This window comes from Enterococcus sp. AZ197 (assembly GCF_050556405.1).
GTDB classification, from domain to species: Bacteria; Bacillota; Bacilli; order Lactobacillales; family Enterococcaceae; genus Enterococcus; species Enterococcus faecalis.
This window is the reverse complement of record NZ_CP187873.1, coordinates 2,111,776-2,131,056: the sequence shown is the minus strand read 5'-3', so window position 1 is coordinate 2,131,056 and position 19,281 is coordinate 2,111,776. Positions and strand designations below refer to the sequence as shown.

Genomic DNA, 19,281 nt, shown 5'->3' with positions numbered 1-19,281 from the left:
AAGTAATTCGTAGCAAATTTCCAAGGTTTTCGTCACAAATTATTCACAGGTTCTCGTTAATATATAAGCATACCAACAAAACACCCAACATAAACACTTTTCATTTTTACTCCTCAAGTAAAAATAACTCCTTTCCACTCAGTCTACCCAACTGAGTGGTTTTTTTTGCGAAAAAAGAGGGCGTTGAACAATTTGTTCAACGTCCTCTTTTAATAGATGGGGAAGTCATTTGTTAAGAATTATTTTTTCCATTCTGCTACTTGGTCTTTATGTGAATCAACCCAATCGCGTGCAGCTTCTTGTGGGTCTTTGCCTTCGTTAATTTCTAACATGACAGATTCCATATCCTTAGTTGTCCAATGGAAATTATCTAACACTTTGTAAGCTTCTGGTTGATCTTCTTTTAGGCCTTGGCGAGCCATTGTGTGAATCGCTTCTTCGCCGCCCATAGTGCCTTTTGGATCAGCTAAATATTTTAAATCATATTTTGCAAACATCCAGTGAGGAGACCAGCCAGTAATAACGATGTCTTCGTTGTTTTTAATTGCTTGTCCTAAGGCGACAGTCATGGCACCTGATGAAGAAGTTTCAACAGACCAATCTTTCAAATTAGGATAAGCTTCTTTAGTTTTCTCTGCTGCTGCAACAACACCAGCCCCAGGTTCAATTCCAGTAATCTTTTTCCCAGCTTGATCAGATAAATCTTCGATAGAATCAACATCCATATAAGAAGGGACGACAATTCCTAGCTTCGCACCTTTAAGGTTTTCACCAAGGTCGTCTAATTTATCTTTATATTGTTTATATTGCTCTGCGTGAGTTCCTGGCAGCCACGCACCAACCATGGCATCTGTTTCACCTTTAGCTACAGATTCCCACATAATTGCGTTATCTAAAGGAGTCGTTTTAACATCATATCCCATATCTTTTAAGACTTCGGCAACCACATGTGTGGAGGCTACTTCGGTATCCCATTCTACATAAGAAAGGGAAATTTGCTTATCATTTGTTGTTGTAAAAATTGAAGCACCAACTAAGCCAGCGACAATTACAATAACCGCTGCAATAATCCCATATTTTTTCTTTTTAGAGGTGGCACCAGCTGCTTTAGGGGCTGCTTTTTTATTATTTAAATGTTGAGTAAAACGGTCAATGATAATCGCTAAAATAACTAAAGCCACACCATTTACGAAACCGTTCCCGACTTGTGCACGTTGTAAAGCGGAAAGGACGCCACGTCCTAATCCAGGCGCACCAATCATTGAAGCAATAACTACCATTGATAGAGCTAGCATGGTTGTTTGGTTAACACCAGCCATAATCGTGTTTTTGGCTAAAGGTAATTCTAATTTGAATAATTTTTGCCATCCAGTACTACCGTAAGAATCAGCTGCTTCAACAAGTTCATTTGGCACTTGTCGAATTCCTAAGTTCGTAAAGCGAACGGTTGGTGGTAAAGCGAAGATAACAGAGGCGAAGACCCCAGGAACCATACCAATTCCGAAGAATGCAACGGCTGGAATCAAGTAAACGAAACCAGGCATTGTTTGCATGAAGTCCAAAATCGGTGTAATAATACTCTTGGCTTTTTCACTTTTCGCCATTAAAATCCCTAGTGGCACACCAATGATAATGGAAATAACACTAGAAAGTAAAACTAACGTAACGGTACTCATTAAATCGTTCCATAAGTTTTGATTATAGATAAACATTAAGCCGATAAACGTGAATAAACTTAAGCCAATTTTTTTATTAGAAATAAAGAAAGCAGCAATCGTTAATAGCACGATCAGCACAAGTGGTGGTACGGCTGTTAGTAAGGCAGTAATGTTGTCCATTACACTTTGACCAATTGTTTGTAAAAAGCTGAATAATCCAGCAAATGTTGAAGTTAACCAATCAGTAAAACTTTCAACCCAAGACGCGACAGGTAATTGATACTTATTCATGTTCGTTCACCTCTGTTTCTGCAAGTGCTTCAAGTACGCTACCACGGATGACCACGCCTAATAGTTTGCCGTTATCAGTCACAGCAAGAGGCGTTTGTGCATCATAAATCAGTGGAAAAATATCATTCACTAACATATCTTTGTCGATTGTTTGAATTTCTGGATCCACACATTCTACAAGAGAAGTCCCGTTTTTACGCGCTTCTAAAGCTTTTTCTGCGCGTACAACGCCTTTTAGTTGGCGTTTTTTATCCACGGCAAGTAACATACTCACTTCTTCTTGACGCATCCGTTTTAAAGCAACAGTTGGGCCATCAATTTCAATGTTAGTAGTTAAAGCAGGTACCATAATATTTTGGGCAGTTAAGACTTTTGAACGATCCACATCTTCCACGAAGGTTCGCACATATTCGTTAGCTGGGTTGGTTAAAATTTCTTCTCCAGTCCCAATTTGCATAATTTGACCATCTTTCATCAAAGCAATCCGGTCGCCGATTCGTAAAGCTTCATTCAAATCATGTGTGATAAAGATAATGGTTTTTTTGACATTTTCTTGTAAATCTAATAGTTCGTCTTGCATTTCACGACGAATTAACGGATCAAGAGCAGAGAACGCTTCGTCCATTAATAAAATTTCTGGATCGTTAGCCAAGGCACGAGCAAGGCCGACACGTTGTTGCATCCCACCAGATAATTGACTTGGTAATTGGTCTTTAAAAGCAATTAAGCTAGAATTTTCTAAGGCTTTTTCAGCTTTTGCTTGGCGTTCTTCTTTAGGAACACCACGAATTTCTAAACCATATTCCGTATTTTCTAAGATAGTTCGATGGGGGAAAAGACCAAAGTTTTGGAAAACCATGCTCATTTTATTTCGACGTACTTCACGTAATCCTTCTTTATCTAAAGAAGAAATATCTTGTCCATCAATATAAATATTTCCTGAAGTTGGTTCAATCAAACGATTTAATAAACGAATTAATGTTGATTTCCCACTTCCTGATAACCCCATAATAACGAAAATTTCGCCTTCTTCAACTTCGAAATTTACATCATAAACACCGACTGTGGCACCCGTTTTTTCTAAAATTTCTGTTTTGCTTTTGTTGGCACGAATCATTTCAAGTGCCGGTTTGGTTTTCTTACCAAAGATCTTGGTAAGGTGATTTACTTTTACTTTTGGCAAATCATTGTTCCTCCTCATTAAAAAAAAGTGACTACATCAGACTACTATAAAGTTGTCACTTTGTCAAATTAGATGAAAATCTTTCTGAAAATGAAGAAAAACAGTGTTTTAACTAGGTTTTATAGTGGTTTTTTATGAAAAATAGAAATAATAAATAAAAAAAGTGACTATTTACCGCAAGGTAAGTAGTCACTTTTTTGTTTAAGGATAAAAGAAATTCTGCACTCGTTGTAAGGTTGATTCGTCATGTCCAACAAAATAAAGTGTGTCGTTCAACGAAATCTTTGCATATGGACCAGGTGAGACCAGCAGCTCTTCTTTGTGTTTGATGGCGATAATCGTTGCCGAAGTGTTTTGCCAAAAATTCATTTCGCTAATCGTCGCCTCAAGATAAGCAGCTTCTTCTGTTAAAACTAATGAATAAGGATTCATTGGATTGAAAGAATCAAAACGCTTTGTTTGTTCAACAAGAGTATCTAGAATGCTAGAAAAATGAGTAAGTTCTTCTTTTTGTTTCGCTACGCTATCTAGCAATTCTTCTTTAATTTCAGCAATCGTTTGAACGTCTTGATATTGTGTCACAAAGTCCTGTGCTTTTTCTTTTGATGCCACATAGAAGCCGCTGCCGTGTTTGGCTTTAACGATTTCTAAATCGACTAAAACGATAATGGCTTTGCGAGCTGTTTCTGGCGACACTTGGTATTGGTTAGCTAGGGTGGAACGGGCATGGATTTTATCTCCAACATGTAATTTGCCTTCTGCAATTTTTTCCGCAACATCAACGGCGATTTGTTGATATTTGGGCTTCGTTAAACTGATTTTTTTGGAAGCCATAGTGAATCCCTCCGTTAATTGTTATTTTCCATTTCTTCTAATTCTAAACTGAAATTTTCCCATTGCTCAAGTAGTTCATCTTGTTGCTGACGAGCGTCATCTAATTGTTGGTTTAAAGCCAGCAATTCAACATGATTTTCTAGAATGTCTGGTTGACTCATTTGTGCTTCTAATTGTGCAATTGTCGTATCTAACTGAGCAAGATTTTCTTCGACTTGTGTTATTTTTCTTTGCAAAGTACGGAGTAATTTTTGTTGCTCCTTGTTTTGATAAAAGGTATTTTTGGCTGTAACTGGTTCGGGTTTTTTCGCCGCTTCTTCATTAGCTAAGAGGGCAGCGATTTCTTCTTCCTCTTGTTTCTTTTCTAAATAATAATCATAGTCGCCTAAATAAAGTTTGCTGCCCTTTTCAGAAAGCTCAACAACTTTTGTTGCAATTCGATTGATAAAGTAACGGTCATGAGAAACGAAGAGGATGGTTCCTTCATAATCAATCAGCGCATTTTCTAAAACTTCTTTATTATCGATATCCAAGTGGTTGGTTGGCTCATCGAGAATCAAGAAATTGTCACGATCCATCGCTAATTTTGCTAATGCCACACGGGCTTTTTCGCCACCGCTTAATAAAGGAATCGTTTTTTCAACATCGTCTCCACTGAAGAGAAAGCCGCCTAAAATACTTCGAATCTCTTTTTCAGGTGTGGTTGGGTGTTCATCCCATAATTCCGCTAAGACCGTTTTATTGCCATGTAAATTGGCTTGCTCTTGGTCATAGTAACCTACAGAAACATTGGTGCCAAAAGTTTTACTTCCTTTAATGAAAGGAATGCGATCAATAATTGATTTCAAGAGAGTGGATTTACCAATTCCGTTCGGTCCGACTAAGGCAATGGCTTCTTTGCGACGAATATCCAAGTGAATAGGTTCGGATAAAATATGTTCTTGGTCGTAACCAATGGCGGCATCTTCGACTTGTAAAACAACATTTCCCGAGACTTTTTCACTATCGAAAAGAAAATGCGCCGATTTTTCATCTCCTTGAGGTCGGTCTAAACGGTCCATTTTTTCTAATACTTTTCGGCGACTTTGTGCACGTTTCGTTGTAGATGCACGAACCAGATTTTTGGCAACGAAATCTTCTAACTTATTGATTTCTTCTTGTTGCTTTTCATACGCTTTCCATTCACTGGCTAATTGTTCTGCTTTTAACTCTAAGTATTTGGAATAGTTTCCTTTGTAGTGAGTCATTTTTTTGCGACTCAGTTCATAAACTTCATTAACTACCTTATCTAAAAAATAACGATCGTGGGAAACAATTAATAGGGCGCCGGGATAACTTGGCAAATAAGATTCCAGCCAAGAAAGCGTCTCGATATCTAAGTGGTTTGTAGGCTCGTCCAGAATTAAAATGTCTGGTTTTTGTAAAAGCATTCTCGCTAATGCAAGCCGGGTTTTTTGACCACCAGATAAGGTTTGAATATCTTTCGTGTAAAAGGATTCATCAAAGCCAAAGCCGTGAAGGACTGAACGAATTTCATTTTCATAGCCGTAGCCATTTTTTTCAGAAAACGTATGTTGCAATTGATCGTACTCTTTTAAAATTCCTTCATAAACGGAAGTGGTTGGATCCATTTCACTAATTTTAGTTTCTAATTCTCGCATACGCTGTTCCATTTCTAGGATGTCAGCAAAGGCTTTTGTCATTTCTTCCCAAACGGTTTTATCTGATTCTAAGCCGGTATTTTGAGCTAAATAACCTAACGTAGCAGTTTTATTTTTGGCAATGGTTCCGCTATCGGGAGCATCAATGCCTGCAATGATTTTTAAAAAAGTCGATTTTCCAGCACCATTACGACCAACTAAGGCAATCCGACTTTTTGTTGCAATTTCTAAATGTATGTTTTCAAACAATGTTTCCGAGCCAAAATGCCGGGCAACTTGATTTGCTTGTAATAAAATCATCAGTAGTCCTCATTTCTAAATTCATTGCCCTTAGTGTAGCATAAAATCTGCTAAAATAGCACGTATCAAAAAATGCTTTGTGAAGGTTTATACCTTTTATCACAAACTTTTGAAGAAAAATGCTATTTTTGAGCCATAGAATTGCTTTTTATTGTGAAAAACTGCTATTATGTTAATGGATAAGATTTAAGTGAAAGTATTGGAGGTCCAATTGTGAAAGATCAAGTTATTCCAAAAGCAACGGCGCGACGCCTTCCTTTATATTATCGCTACTTAAGAATGTTACATGATACAGGAAAAAATAAAGTCTCATCAACTGAATTAAGTGAAGCGGTACAAGTAGACAGTGCGACTATTCGTCGTGACTTTTCATATTTTGGTGAATTAGGTAAACGTGGGTACGGCTATGATGTTGAAAACTTAATGAACTTTTTTGCAAAAACATTGAATGAAGATGAGTTAACCAATGTCGCATTAATCGGGGTTGGTAATTTAGGAAGTGCTTTATTAAAGTACAAATTCCATCAAAGCAACAGTATTCGTGTAAGTTGCGCATTTGATGTGAATGAAGATATTGTGGGACGCATTGTTGACGGTATTCCGGTTTATCCAATGGAAGATATGATGGAACAAATCCGTGTTCAACAAATCGAAGTAGCTATTTTAACTATTCCAGCTCGCAAAGCGCAAGAAGTTGTGAACAAACTTGCCGAAGCAGGGGTTAAAGGAATTCTAAACTTTACGGCTGCGCGTTTAGTAGCGCCACCTGAAGTATTAATTCAAAATGTTGACTTAACCAACGAATTACAAACATTAATTTATTTCTTACATCATGACAACGAATTGATTGACGAAGAAGAATAAGCAAAAGAAAAGGGCCTAGTCGTTTAGACGAAGGCCCTTTTCTTATTGAATTGTACCATTATGCAAAAGTAGTTGAACAATAATCACAATCGTATTCATGCCGCAATGGGCAATAACTGAGGTCCAAATTTTTCCAGTTTGCTTGTACAAAAGAGCAAAGAAAAATCCCATAAAGAAATAAACAAAAAAGTGACCATCGGCATGTGCGAGTGAAAAAATCGCCGAACTAACAGTAGCCGCAATCCAGAAATTTGTAAAAGGCTGGATTAAATGGATAAATGCATAACGAAAGACGAATTCTTCCATAATCGGACCACCGATAGTAGTTGCCAAAATAAATAAAGGATTTGCCAAAATCACCGCTACAATAGCTTGTGTATTTTGAGAAGTAGCTTGTTCTCCTGTGATGGCTACTTCAATGGCAAAAGTAACCCCTTGAATCAGCATGGCAATGAAAATCCCACTAACACCTAGTAAAAAAATAAAAATAGGTGATTTCAAGGTTGCTGTTTCCTCTAAAGGAGAAGGTTCTGTTGTTTTTAAAAAGATGCCAATCATTACAAGGGCGCCAATAATGTAGAGAGCAGTTGTCACATTAATCGCTGCATTGGGGGAAATACCCGAAAAAAGTAACGGCCCGAAAAAAGCGATAATGTATGTGACTAAAATAAATAAACTTGATTTTCTTAAGGTCATGGTTAATCCTTTCTATAATTATTTTTTACGATTATTGCGATATCCTAATAAAAGAAAAACGAATAAGAAAAAGAAAAGAGATTCCCAAAGTGTCGAAACAATTCCTTCTGTGACACTGAAAACAAGATTTCCTAAATTCGCTATCACAAAATAAACGAATGTTGCTATTAGTGCTGTAAGTAAACGTTGTTTCATTTTATTCGCCTCCAATCGTAGTCAATTTATTTTACCATGAATTAAAGGATTGGAAAAACATTCCATGAAAAAAGAATACTCAATAAAAAATGCGTATCTTATAATTGACAAGAAAAAGAGAGAAAAGACTTGCATTTTTAGAGTGAAATGAGTATTATAAATAGTGTGAGTTAGCACTCTTATGTATCGAGTGCTAAAATAAGCGAAAACTTTTTATTTGGAGGGATTTATTGTGTTAAAACCATTAGGCGATCGCGTCGTAATTAGAGTCGCGAAAGAAGAAGAAAAAACTGTTGGAGGAATTGTTCTTGCATCCGTTGCAAAAGAAAAACCACAAACAGGTGAAGTTATCGCAGTAGGTGAAGGTCGTGTGCTTGAAAATGGCACAAAAGTTCCGATGGAAGTAAAAATTGGTGACACAGTAATGTTTGAAAAATATTCAGGAACAGAAGTGAAATACGAAGGCGTAGAATACTTAATTGTATCAGCCAAAGACATTATTGCCACTGTTGAATAATAAACAACTTTTACAGAATAATATAATAGAAGAAAAAAATTATGAGGTGAAGAAATCATGGCAAAAGAGATTAAATTTGCAGAAGATGCACGTGCAGCAATGCTACGCGGAGTAGATGTATTAGCAGATACAGTGAAAGTGACATTAGGCCCTAAAGGTCGTAACGTTGTTTTAGAAAAATCATTTGGTTCACCATTGATTACTAACGATGGAGTAACAATTGCTAAGGAAATTGAATTGGAAGATCATTTTGAAAACATGGGCGCAAAATTAGTTTCAGAAGTTGCTTCTAAAACGAATGATATTGCTGGTGACGGAACAACAACAGCGACTGTTTTGACACAAGCCATTGTTCGTGAAGGCTTAAAAAACGTAACTGCTGGAGCTAACCCATTAGGTATTCGCCGTGGGATTGAATTAGCAACAAAAACAGCAGTAGAAGAATTACACAATATTTCATCTGTAGTTGATTCAAAAGAAGCGATTGCACAAGTCGCTGCTGTTTCATCAGGTTCTGAAAAAGTCGGCCAATTAATTGCTGATGCAATGGAAAAAGTTGGTAACGACGGCGTAATTACCATTGAAGAATCAAAAGGGATTGAAACAGAATTAGATGTGGTTGAAGGAATGCAATTCGACCGCGGTTATTTATCTCAATACATGGTTACTGACAACGATAAAATGGAAGCTGTTTTAGAAAATCCATATATCTTAATTACCGACAAAAAAATCTCAAATATTCAAGATATCTTACCTTTATTAGAACAAATTCTACAACAAAGCCGTCCACTATTGATCATTGCGGATGATGTTGATGGGGAAGCTCTACCAACATTAGTATTGAACAAAATCCGTGGTACATTTAATGTTGTCGCAGTAAAAGCGCCAGGATTTGGTGACCGCCGCAAAGCGATGCTTGAAGATATTGCTATTTTAACAGGTGGTACAGTAATCACTGACGACTTAGGGTTAGAGTTAAAAGACACAACTATTGAAAACTTAGGAAATGCTAGCAAAGTAGTTGTCGACAAAGATAACACAACAATTGTTGAAGGTGCTGGTTCAAAAGAAGCCATTGATGCCCGCGTTCATTTAATTAAAAACCAAATCGGCGAAACAACGTCTGATTTTGATCGTGAAAAATTACAAGAACGTTTAGCTAAATTAGCTGGTGGGGTTGCTGTCGTTAAAGTCGGTGCTGCAACTGAAACAGAATTAAAAGAATTAAAATTACGAATTGAAGATGCATTAAACGCAACACGTGCCGCTGTAGAAGAAGGCATGGTTTCTGGTGGTGGTACCGCACTTGTCAATGTAATTGGTAAAGTCGCTGCGCTAGAAGCTGAAGGCGATGTGGCAACAGGGATCAAGATTGTCGTTCGTGCATTAGAAGAACCAATCCGTCAAATCGCTGAAAATGCTGGTTATGAAGGATCAGTGATTGTTGACAAACTAAAAAATGTTGACTTAGGTATCGGATTCAATGCAGCTAACGGTGAATGGGTAAACATGGTTGAAGCCGGTATTGTTGACCCAACAAAAGTAACTCGTTCTGCCTTACAAAATGCAGCTTCTGTGTCAGCTTTATTATTAACAACTGAAGCAGTTGTTGCAGACAAACCAGAACCAGCTGCACCAGCTCCTATGATGGATCCATCAATGGGCATGGGCGGTATGATGTAAAAATAAAAAAGTATTCTAAAAGCTTACGATTGAAAAATCGTAAGCTTTTTTTTACATAAAGAATAAATAATCTAAATAATATCTTTGCTTATGGTGTTTTCTCAAATATTTACTCAATTAACAAAAAAGATGATAATTTAAAGGCTTCGTTTTAGCTAGACAGCCTTGTTTTTATTCGATAAAATTTAGTAATAACAATCATTTTTTGAAAACTAGTAGTTGGTAATTTTTATTTATTAATAGAATATAAATAAAAATTATTATATTTTGAAGGGGAATATTAGGAAGATTGAGGTGGAAAAATGGAAAAATATACAATTGGTGTCGTTCCTTTGACAATTGAAACAAAAGAATACTGTCAAAATTGGTTTGTTAGTAATCAAGTAGAATGTCAGATCATCCAAGGAACAAATATACTTCTTCATTTGCACCATATTGATGGATTAGTGATTGAAGTTACTGACCACCAGCAAGTAAATACTTGTTGTGAGTTATTAATGACGATTCGCAAGCAGTCAGATTTACCGATTTGGTTATTTTCTCGGACAGAAGTAATTAGTAAAGTCAATCGAATTATTTATTTACAATTAGGTGCAGATGGCGTTTTTGATCATTCTTATGATCGTCAAGAATGCATGTTAAGCATGAGTAATTTATTGCAACGTGTAAAAAGACGTTTTTATCCTAAATTAGCTATTGCAAACGAGGAACAAACAGTTACTAAGAATCTTTCTGAGAGATTGTATTTAATTGCGCCAAATTTGAGTGTTTGCTTGGGAAGTGGAGAAGAAATTCTTTTAACAAAATTGGAATTTTTCACAATAGAGTATTTATACAAACACGCAGGACAAACAATTACATATGAAGAACTCTACAAAAATGTCTGGAAAGATACTGCGAATGAACGAAAATATCGTGTCGCTAATGTGATTTTCCATTTGCGTAAAAAAATTGAACAAGATGTGAACAAACCACAATATATCAAAACAATTCGCTCAAAAGGCTATATGTTAACGGTGTAAAAGGTACGAAGGAGGAGAAACAAATGTTGCAATTTTTGACTAAAAACAATGAAGATGAGGAGTATGAGAAGATGCCGGATTTTGAAAATGAACAATCGATGAAAGCACAACCAAAGGTAACAGAGGAAGCAAGCTTTGATGACGAGGTTGTTTATGCAAAAGAGCAATCCGCAAAAGTAAAACAGGTCCAGCAACAAGTGCCGACTGAACTGTCAGAAGAGTCATTTTCTTTTGTTGAAAAACTAGAAGAAGAAAATCAACTATATCAGCAATCCATTAAAAAGTTAACGGAGCAATTATTAATGCAAACCAATGAAGTGGAAGCATTACAAAAACAAGTAGTCGAAAAAGATGTTCAACTTAAACATGTTAAAGAAACATTAAGTGATAAAGAAACAACTATCACTTCTTTACAGAAACAATTGTCTGAAGAAAAGATGCAACAGAGACAGACCAGTGAAGAGAATTTAGACACAGCCGTTACGCTTTCTCAAAAAGAAATTGGCGAAGTGTTATTAGAAGCCAAACGTCAAGCAAAAGAAACAATTAGTCAAGCCAACCAACAAGTTGCAACAGTTCATGAAGAAATGGAACAACGTTTAGCAACTTTAACACGCATGAAGCAAGTGGCAAGAGAGTACCAAGCTTATTGTGAACAAATGCTGACAATCAAGAATGAATCAACAGGAACGTACCGACAGATAGAGCAGTTATTAGCAGAAATAAAGAGGTAAATGAAGGAGAAATGCGATGAAAAAAAGAAAGGCAAGATATTTGAAGTTGGTATGTATTGGAATTTTAGGGATTTATGCGGGCGCCAGTTACTACAATTCGGAACCATTAATCGCTCAAGAAGAGACCGAAACGAGGGACGAAAGTCGACAGCTATCGCTGGAAGAAAAAAGAGCGGACCAAGCCAATCAAGATCAAGGAACCCTTACTTCTTCAACGCTGAACGAAACAATAATAAGTTCGTCTGAACAACAAGAAAGTTCGATACAAAATGACAGCAGTGACCATCAGGAAAATAATGTGGAACCTTCAGAATCTGAAAATAGTTTACCGCCACAAGAAAAGACAATTGCTAGTACTAAACCAACCGAATCGTTACAAAGTGAGCAACCAGCGTCTGAAGAGCGTAAAGCACTCACTGAAAAGCCGCCTCATAATCAGGAACCACAAAATTCTACATTAACTGAAAAGACCAAAGAGCCGTTGGTACATTCAGAGGTAGACAATAGTCAAGAAAAGGAAAAGCAAGCAGGAATTCAACAACAAGCCGAGGCAAATTTTTTTGTCCAAGAGAATGCTTCTACTTCTGAGTTTATTATAAAAATCGGTGAAGAAGCACGAGTTATTGGTCAGCGACATGGTCTATACGCTTCTGTCATGATAGCTCAAGCTATTTTAGAAAGTGGCTCGGGCAATAGTGCGTTAGCGGCGCCGCCAAATTATAATTTGTTTGGCATTAAAGGCGCTTATCAAGGTCAAAGTGTCAGCTTTTCCACACAAGAAGATGATGGTAAAGGGAAGATGACCACCATTCATGCCGATTTTCGTCAGTATCCTTCCTATAAAGAGTCATTAACAGACTATAGTAAATTAATCATCAATGGGCTGGCGGGTAATCCAACGTTTTATCACGGCGTTTTGAAAGCAAACACGACGAATTATCAGCAGGCAACAAAATTTTTAACAGGTCGTTATGCAACGGATACATATTACGATAAAAAATTAAACGCGTTGATTGAAACCTATCAATTAACTGAATACGATCAAGAAAAGAAGAAACCAGTAGTGACTAATTTGGCAGAAGAAAAGAAACCTTCGTTTGATAAGGAAGCAGTCAAAGAACAGCTAAAAAAAGAAGCAGTCATCTATGAAGTAAGCAAAGGAGATTCTCTCGCCACCATTAGCCAGACGTTTGGTGTGTCAGCAACAGCCATTTTAAAGCAAAATTCAAAGACTCAAGAAATGTTTTATATTGGCCAAAAGATCACGATTCCTCAGCATACAGCGGCGACTTCTCTAGAACCGAAAGAACAAGCGTTACTTCAATCACTAATAATCAGTAAATCGGTGACTAATGCTTTGAAAACAGCAGAGCAATCAAATGGTAAAGCGAATGACTCAAAAACAGAGTCTACTGAGTATTATGAAGTAAAAAGAGGAGAGACACTCGCAAAAATTGCAAAAAAAACGGGCTATTCCTTAACCGCCCTCAAGCAGGCAAATGACTTAACGTATTCTGTATTAACCGAAGGACAAACGATAGCACTTCCTAAGCTAAAGGACTAATGCTGATTTAACTTATCGGTCGATGGAGTCAATATATTATTAGAGTAAGAGTAGAGGGTAAGTTCATTCATGGATGAACTTTTCCTCTACTCTTATTATGTTTTTCATAAATACTTAATAAATAGTAAAATTAGCAAGAGAATTGTGTCTTTACACAAAATAGATAGGTTTTCTTGCCGAAGTTTGATAAAATGATTAGTTGAAAGGATGCGTGAAAATTGAAAGAATTATTTCGTAAATACCGAGAAGTACTGGCTTATTTATTTTTTGGTGGTGCAACGACTGTCGTCAACTTAGTTGTGTTTTTTGTTTGTCAAAATGTGTTAGGGCTGGATTACAAGATAAGTAACACAATTAGTTGGTTTTTATCTGTTCTATTTGCCTTTTTCACGAATAAATATTGGGTATTCGCAAGTAAGCATGAAAGCATAGCTGGTTTTTTTAAAGAAATGGGCTTATTTTATTGGTACCGAATTTTATCTTTTGTGGCTGATATGGGTTTAATGATTCTCCTAATTGATGGCATTCATTTTTCATCGTTTTGGGCGAAAATGATTACACAAGTTGTAGTAGTGATTTTAAATTATTTCTTCAGTAAATTTTTCATTTTTAAAGAAAAAGAGGTCTAAGCAGATTTTAGGCTAAAAAAAATTTTTTTGTTATAATATAAACAAGTTTTTAATACAAAGAATAGAGGTAGAAAACGATGGACTATACATATGCAGATGATAGTTTGACATTGCATACAGATATGTATCAAATCAATATGATGCAAACATACTGGGAATTAGGGAGAGCAGATTTACATGCTGTTTTTGAATGTTACTTTAGAGAGATGCCCTTTAATCATGGCTACGCAATTTTTGCAGGTTTAGAACGTTTAGTCAATTATCTCGAAAATTTAACGTTCACAGAATCTGATATTGCATATCTCCGAGAAGTTGAAGAATATCCAGAAGATTTCTTGACGTATTTAGCAAATTTTGAATTTAAATGTACTGTACGCTCTGCTTTAGAAGGGGATTTGGTTTTTAATAATGAACCGTTAATTCAAATTGAAGGTCCTTTGGCACAATGTCAATTGGTAGAAACTGCCTTGCTAAATATGGTGAATTTCCAAACATTAATTGCGACAAAAGCGGCTCGAATTAAATCCGTGATAGGCGATGATCCTTTATTGGAATTTGGAACACGCCGGGCACAAGAATTAGATGCTGCCATTTGGGGCACAAGAGCCGCCTATATTGGTGGGGCGGACGCGACAAGTAATGTTCGTGCTGGTAAAATTTTTGGTATTCCGGTTAGTGGGACTCATGCCCATTCATTGGTTCAGTCGTATGGAAATGATTATGAAGCATTCATGGCGTATGCCAAAACACATCGGGATTGCGTTTTCCTTGTTGATACGTATGATACTTTGAAAGCGGGAGTGCCAAGCGCAATTCGAGTAGCTCGAGAAATGGGTGATAAAATTAATTTCCTAGGTGTGCGGATTGATAGTGGCGATATGGCTTATATTTCTAAACGAGTTCGTGAACAACTGGACGAAGCTGGCTTTACTGAAGCAAAAATTTATGCATCGAATGATTTAGATGAAAATACGATTTTGAATCTAAAAATGCAAAAATCAAAAATTGATGTATGGGGTGTTGGTACCAAGCTGATTACCGCCTATGATCAACCGGCTTTAGGAGCGGTGTTTAAATTAGTTTCAATTGAAGGTGAAGATGGTCAAATGAAAGATACCATTAAACTATCTAGCAATGCTGAAAAAGTGACAACACCAGGAAAAAAACAAGTCTGGCGCATTACACGTAAATCTGATAAAAAGTCAGAAGGGGACTATGTGACACTTTGGAACGAAGATCCTCGCCAAGAAGAAGAAATTTATATGTTCCATCCCGTTCATACCTTTATTAATAAGTATGTCCGTGATTTTGAAGCACGGCCAGTACTCCAAGATATTTTCGTTGAAGGAAAACGTGTGTATGAATTACCAACTTTAGATGAAATTAAACAATATGCAAAAGAAAATTTAGATTCACTTTGGGAAGAATACAAGCGGGACTTGAATCCGCAAAAATATCCAGTGGACCTTTCAACAGATTGTTGGAACCACAAAATGAATTTATTGGAAAAAGTGCGTAAAGACGTTAAACATTTAACGGAAACGGTGAATAAGGAGGCCTAGAAATGACAACACTTCAAGAAAAAATCATTCAAGAGTTAGGTGTTTTACCGACAATTGATCCAAAAGAAGAAGTTCGTAAAAGTATTGATTTTCTGAAAGCTTATTTAACTAAACATCCTTTTTTAAAAACCTTTGTTTTGGGAATTAGTGGCGGACAAGATTCAACATTGGCTGGGCGCTTAGCACAATTAGCGATGACTGAAATGCGCGAAGAAACAGGAGATATGTCGTATCAATTTATTGCGATTCGCCTTCCTTACGGTGAGCAAGCAGATGAAGCTGATGCACAAGCCGCGCTAGCCTTTATCCAGCCAGATGTTTCTTTACGAGTGGATATTAAACCAGCAGTGGATGCAATGGTTGGTTCGCTAGAAAACGCTGGCGTTCAAATTAGCGATTTTAATAAAGGGAACATGAAAGCACGTCAACGTATGATTACACAATATGCAGTAGCTGGCGAAAATGCTGGCGCAGTAATTGGCACAGACCACGCAGCCGAAAATGTGACAGCTTTCTTCACCAAATATGGTGATGGCGGAGCGGATATTTTACCGTTATTTCGTTTAAATAAGCGCCAAGGAAAAGCTTTGCTGAAAGAACTTGGGGCACCAGAAGCCTTGTATTTAAAAATACCAACAGCTGATCTAGAAGATGACAAACCGTTAGTTGCAGATGAAGTTGCCTTAGGTGTCACGTATGATGCCATTGATGACTATTTGGAAGGCAAAAAAGTCTCGGAAACAGATCAACAAACAATTGAAAACTGGTATAAAAAAGGACAACACAAACGGCATTTACCCATTACAATTTTTGATGATTTTTGGAAATAAAAACACAGACCATCGGCGAATGAACGATGGTCTGTGTTTTTTTACATAACTACTTTTTAGAAAGTAAACGTTGCTACAGCAACTATCCTATGATAATGAAAGTCGTTTTCATTTAGGCGTTTTCACTTTCTTTTTCAAAACAGAAAAGGTACGCTCAATAATGTAAAGTGAATGATGGGAGAGAAAAAGAGATGAAGCATGTAACAAAATTGGGGATTACAATTATAACAGGAGTTTTGGCATTATTATTTGAATTTATTTTACATCAGCCGAATTGGGCGTATGGTATTATTTTAATAACAGGTTCTGTAATGGCGTTAATGATGTTCTGGGAAATGATTCAAACCTTACGTGAAGGAAAATATGGTGTCGATATTTTAGCGATTACCGCTATCGTTGCAACCTTAGCTGTGGGAGAATACTGGGCCAGTTTGATGATTTTAATTATGTTGACTGGTGGTGATTCATTAGAAGACTATGCTGCTGGAAAAGCTAACCAAGAGCTGAAGTCATTATTGGATAACTCGCCACAAAAAGCTCATCGCTTGAATGGCGAAAATTTAGAAGATGTTACTGTTGAGGAAATCAATGTTGGCGATGAATTAGTAGTAAAACCAGGGGAACTAGTTCCAGTTGATGGCTTGGTAAAAACCGGGACATCAACAGTCGATGAATCTTCATTAACAGGAGAATCAAAACCAATTGAAAAAAATCCTGGGGATGAATTAATGTCGGGTTCCGTGAATGGTGATGGCTCTTTGAAAATGGTTGCTGAAAAAACTGTAGCAGACAGTCAATATCAAACAATTGTGAACTTAGTGAAAGAATCTGCGGCACGTCCAGCTCATTTTGTACGTTTAGCAGACCGCTATGCGGTACCTTTTACACTAGTTGCCTACCTAATTGCAGGTGTTGCTTGGTTTGTTTCGAAAAGTCCGACACGTTTTGCGGAAGTTTTAGTTGTTGCTTCGCCGTGTCCTTTAATTCTATCTGCCCCAATTGCTTTAGTGGCAGGGATGGGTCGTTCAAGTCGTCATGGGGTCGTTATTAAATCGGGAACGATGGTCGAAAAATTAGCTTCTGCAAAAACGATTGCGTTTGATAAAACAGGCACGATTACGCAAGGACAACTTTCTGTTGATCAAGTCCAACCAATCAATGCTGAAATAACTGCTGCTGAATTAGTGGGATTGGCAGCAAGCGTGGAACAAGAATCAAGTCATATTTTAGCTAGATCAATTGTTGCTTATGCCAGAAAGCAAGATGTCCCATTAAAAAATATTACAGATCTAGCGGAAGTTTCTGGTGCTGGCGTGAAGGCATTTGTGGATGGTGCTGAGATACGGGTAGGTAAAAAGAATTTTGTGACACAAGAGTCTCAAGAAACTGAAAAAATTGATAAAACGACTATTCATATTTCACGTAATGGCACATATTTAGGCCGAATTACTTTTACAGACACTGTACGCCCAGAAGCAAAAGAGACTATGGAAAAATTACACCAATTACATCTTCAACGAATTTTAATGCTGACGGGGGATCAAGAATCCGTCGCAGAAACGATTGCTGCAGAAGTAGGAATTACCGAAGTACATGGGGAATGTTTACCACAAGATAAGTTAACTATTCTAAAAGAATTGCCTAAAGAAAATCATCCAGTCATCATGGTAGGAGATGGTGTAAATGATGCACCTTCGCTTGCCGCTGCAGACGTAGGTATTGCTATGGGCGCTCATGGAGCTACTGCGGCTAGTGAAACTGCTGACGTTGTTATTTTAAAAGATGACTTAAGTAAAGTCAGCCAAGCGGTCGAAATTGCCCAAGATACCATGAAAATTGCCAAACAATCTGTGTTAATCGGAATTTTTATCTGCGTTTTACTAATGTTAATTGCTAGTACCGGGATTATTCCAGCGCTAATCGGGGCTATGCTACAAGAAGTTGTGGACACTGTGTCAATCTTATCTGCTTTGCGAGCTCGTCGAATTGGCCAGTAAGGTGGAACAATTAATTGCCTGAATGTCCAGCTTAGTGGTAAAATAAAGGTACGTTTTTAATATTAATAAGTTACAGGGGAGAGATTGTGCAATGAAAGGAAACCAAATAGAGGGGCAACCAGTCACGGAAGAACAACTATTAAAAGAAGGCTACCGTAAATATACGGGGGAAGGAATTGATATCTTTTATAATAAAGATATTTGTGAACATATTGGTAATTGTGTTCGCGGAAATCCAGAAGTCTTTGAAGTTGGTCGGAAACCATGGATTATTCCAGATAACGGAAGTGTTGAAAATGACATGATTGTGGTAGATTCATGTCCAAGTGGTGCTCTAAAATATATTCGGAAAGCAGGGAACGAATATGCAAATTAAAGAAGAAAACAATCGTTTTGCTCTATATAACGATGAAAACCAAGAAATTGGTGAAATGACTTGGTCAGATGCTGGCGAAAGCATGATGATTATTGACCATACGTTTGTTGATCCAACTTATCGTGGACAAAAATTAGCTGAAAAACTTGTTTTAGCCGGTGTTGAAAAAGCGAGAAAAGAGCATAAAAAAATTATTCCGCTATGTCCATTTGCTAAAAAAGAATTTGATACTAAACCTGAATACGGAGACGTGTTGAGAAAATAAAAAATAAGTTAGCAACAGCCGCAAGTAGAAATCTGATTCCTACTTGCGGCTGTTGCTATTAGAGACAAATAAGGAAAGACATTAAATTTCACTGGTGTTTACAGATAAAATATGCTACATTAAAGTAGATGAATTTCGCATATTTGTATAAAAAGGAGAATTAACGCATGTATAATCTAATCTTAACGTTGGTCATCATTTTATCTGTTTTAATCGTCATTACTGTTATGATGCAACCAAGCAAACAAAACAGTGCAGCAAGTGCCTTCACTGGCGGTGCAGATAAATTATTTGGGAAGCAAAAAGCGCGCGGTTTTGAAGCTGTTATGCAACGCTCAACAGCAGTTCTTGGCGCAATTTGGATGATTTTATTATTTGTTTTGGCGTTCTTATCTTCAAAATAAGTACGTAATCTTTTAA

19 protein-coding genes are annotated in these 19,281 nt (G+C 37.0%); 13 read left to right on the top strand and 6 right to left on the bottom strand.

From position 1 onward, the window contains the following. Positions 1-239: 239 nt before the first annotated feature. The 4 genes from IGK82_RS10200 to IGK82_RS10185 form a co-directional block, all read right to left on the bottom strand. The gene (locus tag IGK82_RS10200; protein ID WP_002394107.1) at positions 240-1,949 is read right to left on the bottom strand and encodes an ABC transporter permease/substrate binding protein; all 1,710 of its coding nucleotides are present in this window, start codon (positions 1,947-1,949) and stop codon (positions 240-242) included. Next, positions 1,942-3,132 (bottom strand): quaternary amine ABC transporter ATP-binding protein, encoded by a 1,191-nt coding sequence (locus IGK82_RS10195; protein WP_002388977.1) that lies wholly within the window; start codon positions 3,130-3,132, stop codon positions 1,942-1,944. The genes IGK82_RS10200 and IGK82_RS10195 overlap by 8 nt, the downstream gene beginning before the upstream one ends. Before the next feature lie 201 nt (positions 3,133-3,333). Beyond that, complete coding sequence (locus IGK82_RS10190; RefSeq protein ID WP_002356525.1) at positions 3,334-3,966, bottom strand: GntR family transcriptional regulator; 633 nt, start codon at positions 3,964-3,966, stop codon at positions 3,334-3,336. Positions 3,967-3,980: 14 nt separating this feature from the next. Further along, complete coding sequence (locus IGK82_RS10185) at positions 3,981-5,927, bottom strand: ABC-F family ATP-binding cassette domain-containing protein (protein ID WP_002394106.1); 1,947 nt, start codon at positions 5,925-5,927, stop codon at positions 3,981-3,983. Between the two features lie 213 nt (positions 5,928-6,140). Between IGK82_RS10185 and IGK82_RS10180 the strand changes: the two genes are divergently transcribed. Next, positions 6,141-6,791 (top strand): redox-sensing transcriptional repressor Rex, encoded by a 651-nt coding sequence (locus tag IGK82_RS10180; RefSeq protein ID WP_002356528.1) that lies wholly within the window; start codon positions 6,141-6,143, stop codon positions 6,789-6,791. A gap of 42 nt (positions 6,792-6,833) precedes the next feature. Here the strand turns inward: IGK82_RS10180 and IGK82_RS10175 are convergent, their stop codons facing one another. Together IGK82_RS10175 and IGK82_RS10170 are read right to left on the bottom strand one after the other, a co-directional pair. Continuing rightward, on the bottom strand, positions 6,834-7,487 hold the full coding sequence (locus tag IGK82_RS10175) for a CPBP family intramembrane glutamic endopeptidase (RefSeq protein ID WP_010709849.1): 654 nt from the start codon (positions 7,485-7,487) through the stop codon (positions 6,834-6,836). A gap of 18 nt (positions 7,488-7,505) precedes the next feature. Then, a complete protein-coding gene (locus tag IGK82_RS10170; protein WP_002356530.1) occupies positions 7,506-7,682 on the bottom strand; it encodes a hypothetical protein in 177 nt (58 codons plus the stop codon). 232 nt (positions 7,683-7,914) lie between these two features. Here IGK82_RS10170 and groES point away from each other — a divergent pair, with 232 nt between their 5' ends. The 12 genes from groES (at position 7,915) to secG (ending at position 19,265) form a co-directional block, all read left to right on the top strand. Beyond that, positions 7,915-8,199 carry a co-chaperone GroES gene (groES, locus tag IGK82_RS10165; RefSeq protein ID WP_002356531.1) on the top strand — a complete coding sequence of 95 codons (285 nt, stop codon included), beginning with the start codon at positions 7,915-7,917 and terminating at the stop codon, positions 8,197-8,199. A 57-nt stretch (positions 8,200-8,256) separates the two neighbouring features. Beyond that, complete coding sequence (groL, locus tag IGK82_RS10160; RefSeq protein ID WP_002362559.1) at positions 8,257-9,882, top strand: chaperonin GroEL; 1,626 nt, start codon at positions 8,257-8,259, stop codon at positions 9,880-9,882. A gap of 302 nt (positions 9,883-10,184) precedes the next feature. Continuing rightward, positions 10,185-10,904 carry a response regulator transcription factor gene (locus IGK82_RS10155; protein ID WP_002356534.1) on the top strand — a complete coding sequence of 240 codons (720 nt, stop codon included), beginning with the start codon at positions 10,185-10,187 and terminating at the stop codon, positions 10,902-10,904. 23 nt (positions 10,905-10,927) lie between these two features. Beyond that, positions 10,928-11,638, top strand: coding sequence for a hypothetical protein (locus IGK82_RS10150; RefSeq protein ID WP_010709848.1), 711 nt, complete (start codon positions 10,928-10,930; stop codon positions 11,636-11,638). Positions 11,639-11,654: 16 nt separating this feature from the next. After that, positions 11,655-13,202, top strand: coding sequence for a glucosaminidase domain-containing protein (locus IGK82_RS10145; RefSeq protein ID WP_016622324.1), 1,548 nt, complete (start codon positions 11,655-11,657; stop codon positions 13,200-13,202). Positions 13,203-13,420: 218 nt separating this feature from the next. Beyond that, positions 13,421-13,831: a GtrA family protein gene (locus tag IGK82_RS10140; RefSeq protein WP_002356537.1), complete on the top strand. Its 411-nt coding sequence runs from the start codon at positions 13,421-13,423 to the stop codon at positions 13,829-13,831. A gap of 77 nt (positions 13,832-13,908) precedes the next feature. Continuing rightward, positions 13,909-15,393 carry a nicotinate phosphoribosyltransferase gene (locus tag IGK82_RS10135; RefSeq protein ID WP_002356538.1) on the top strand — a complete coding sequence of 495 codons (1,485 nt, stop codon included), beginning with the start codon at positions 13,909-13,911 and terminating at the stop codon, positions 15,391-15,393. Positions 15,394-15,395: 2 nt separating this feature from the next. Then, positions 15,396-16,223, top strand: a complete 828-nt coding sequence (nadE, locus tag IGK82_RS10130; protein WP_002356540.1) for an ammonia-dependent NAD(+) synthetase — start codon at positions 15,396-15,398, stop codon at positions 16,221-16,223. A gap of 167 nt (positions 16,224-16,390) precedes the next feature. After that, positions 16,391-18,220, top strand: coding sequence for a heavy metal translocating P-type ATPase (locus IGK82_RS10125; protein ID WP_002394101.1), 1,830 nt, complete (start codon positions 16,391-16,393; stop codon positions 18,218-18,220). Between the two features lie 91 nt (positions 18,221-18,311). Then, positions 18,312-18,596, top strand: coding sequence for a (4Fe-4S)-binding protein (locus IGK82_RS10120; RefSeq protein ID WP_002394100.1), 285 nt, complete (start codon positions 18,312-18,314; stop codon positions 18,594-18,596). Continuing rightward, the gene (locus IGK82_RS10115) at positions 18,586-18,861 is read left to right on the top strand and encodes a GNAT family N-acetyltransferase (RefSeq protein WP_002356545.1); all 276 of its coding nucleotides are present in this window, start codon (positions 18,586-18,588) and stop codon (positions 18,859-18,861) included. The genes IGK82_RS10120 and IGK82_RS10115 overlap by 11 nt, the downstream gene beginning before the upstream one ends. Positions 18,862-19,028: 167 nt before the next feature. Continuing rightward, a complete protein-coding gene (gene secG / locus IGK82_RS10110; protein WP_002356546.1) occupies positions 19,029-19,265 on the top strand; it encodes a preprotein translocase subunit SecG in 237 nt (78 codons plus the stop codon). Positions 19,266-19,281: the final 16 nt, after the last annotated feature.

Coding starts and splice junctions, on each gene's coding strand:
- IGK82_RS10200 (WP_002394107.1), bottom strand. CDS start 1,949: ATGAATAAGTATCAATTACCTGTCGCGTCTTGGGTTGAAAGTTTTACT.
- IGK82_RS10190 (WP_002356525.1), bottom strand. CDS start 3,966: ATGGCTTCCAAAAAAATCAGTTTAACGAAGCCCAAATATCAACAAATC.
- IGK82_RS10185 (WP_002394106.1), bottom strand. CDS start 5,927: ATGATTTTATTACAAGCAAATCAAGTTGCCCGGCATTTTGGCTCGGAA.
- IGK82_RS10175 (WP_010709849.1), bottom strand. CDS start 7,487: ATGACCTTAAGAAAATCAAGTTTATTTATTTTAGTCACATACATTATC.
- IGK82_RS10170 (WP_002356530.1), bottom strand. CDS start 7,682: ATGAAACAACGTTTACTTACAGCACTAATAGCAACATTCGTTTATTTT.
- groL (WP_002362559.1), top strand. CDS start 8,257: ATGGCAAAAGAGATTAAATTTGCAGAAGATGCACGTGCAGCAATGCTA.
- IGK82_RS10155 (WP_002356534.1), top strand. CDS start 10,185: ATGGAAAAATATACAATTGGTGTCGTTCCTTTGACAATTGAAACAAAA.
- IGK82_RS10150 (WP_010709848.1), top strand. CDS start 10,928: ATGTTGCAATTTTTGACTAAAAACAATGAAGATGAGGAGTATGAGAAG.
- IGK82_RS10145 (WP_016622324.1), top strand. CDS start 11,655: ATGAAAAAAAGAAAGGCAAGATATTTGAAGTTGGTATGTATTGGAATT.
- IGK82_RS10135 (WP_002356538.1), top strand. CDS start 13,909: ATGGACTATACATATGCAGATGATAGTTTGACATTGCATACAGATATG.
- nadE (WP_002356540.1), top strand. CDS start 15,396: ATGACAACACTTCAAGAAAAAATCATTCAAGAGTTAGGTGTTTTACCG.
- IGK82_RS10120 (WP_002394100.1), top strand. CDS start 18,312: ATGAAAGGAAACCAAATAGAGGGGCAACCAGTCACGGAAGAACAACTA.
- IGK82_RS10115 (WP_002356545.1), top strand. CDS start 18,586: ATGCAAATTAAAGAAGAAAACAATCGTTTTGCTCTATATAACGATGAA.
- secG (WP_002356546.1), top strand. CDS start 19,029: ATGTATAATCTAATCTTAACGTTGGTCATCATTTTATCTGTTTTAATC.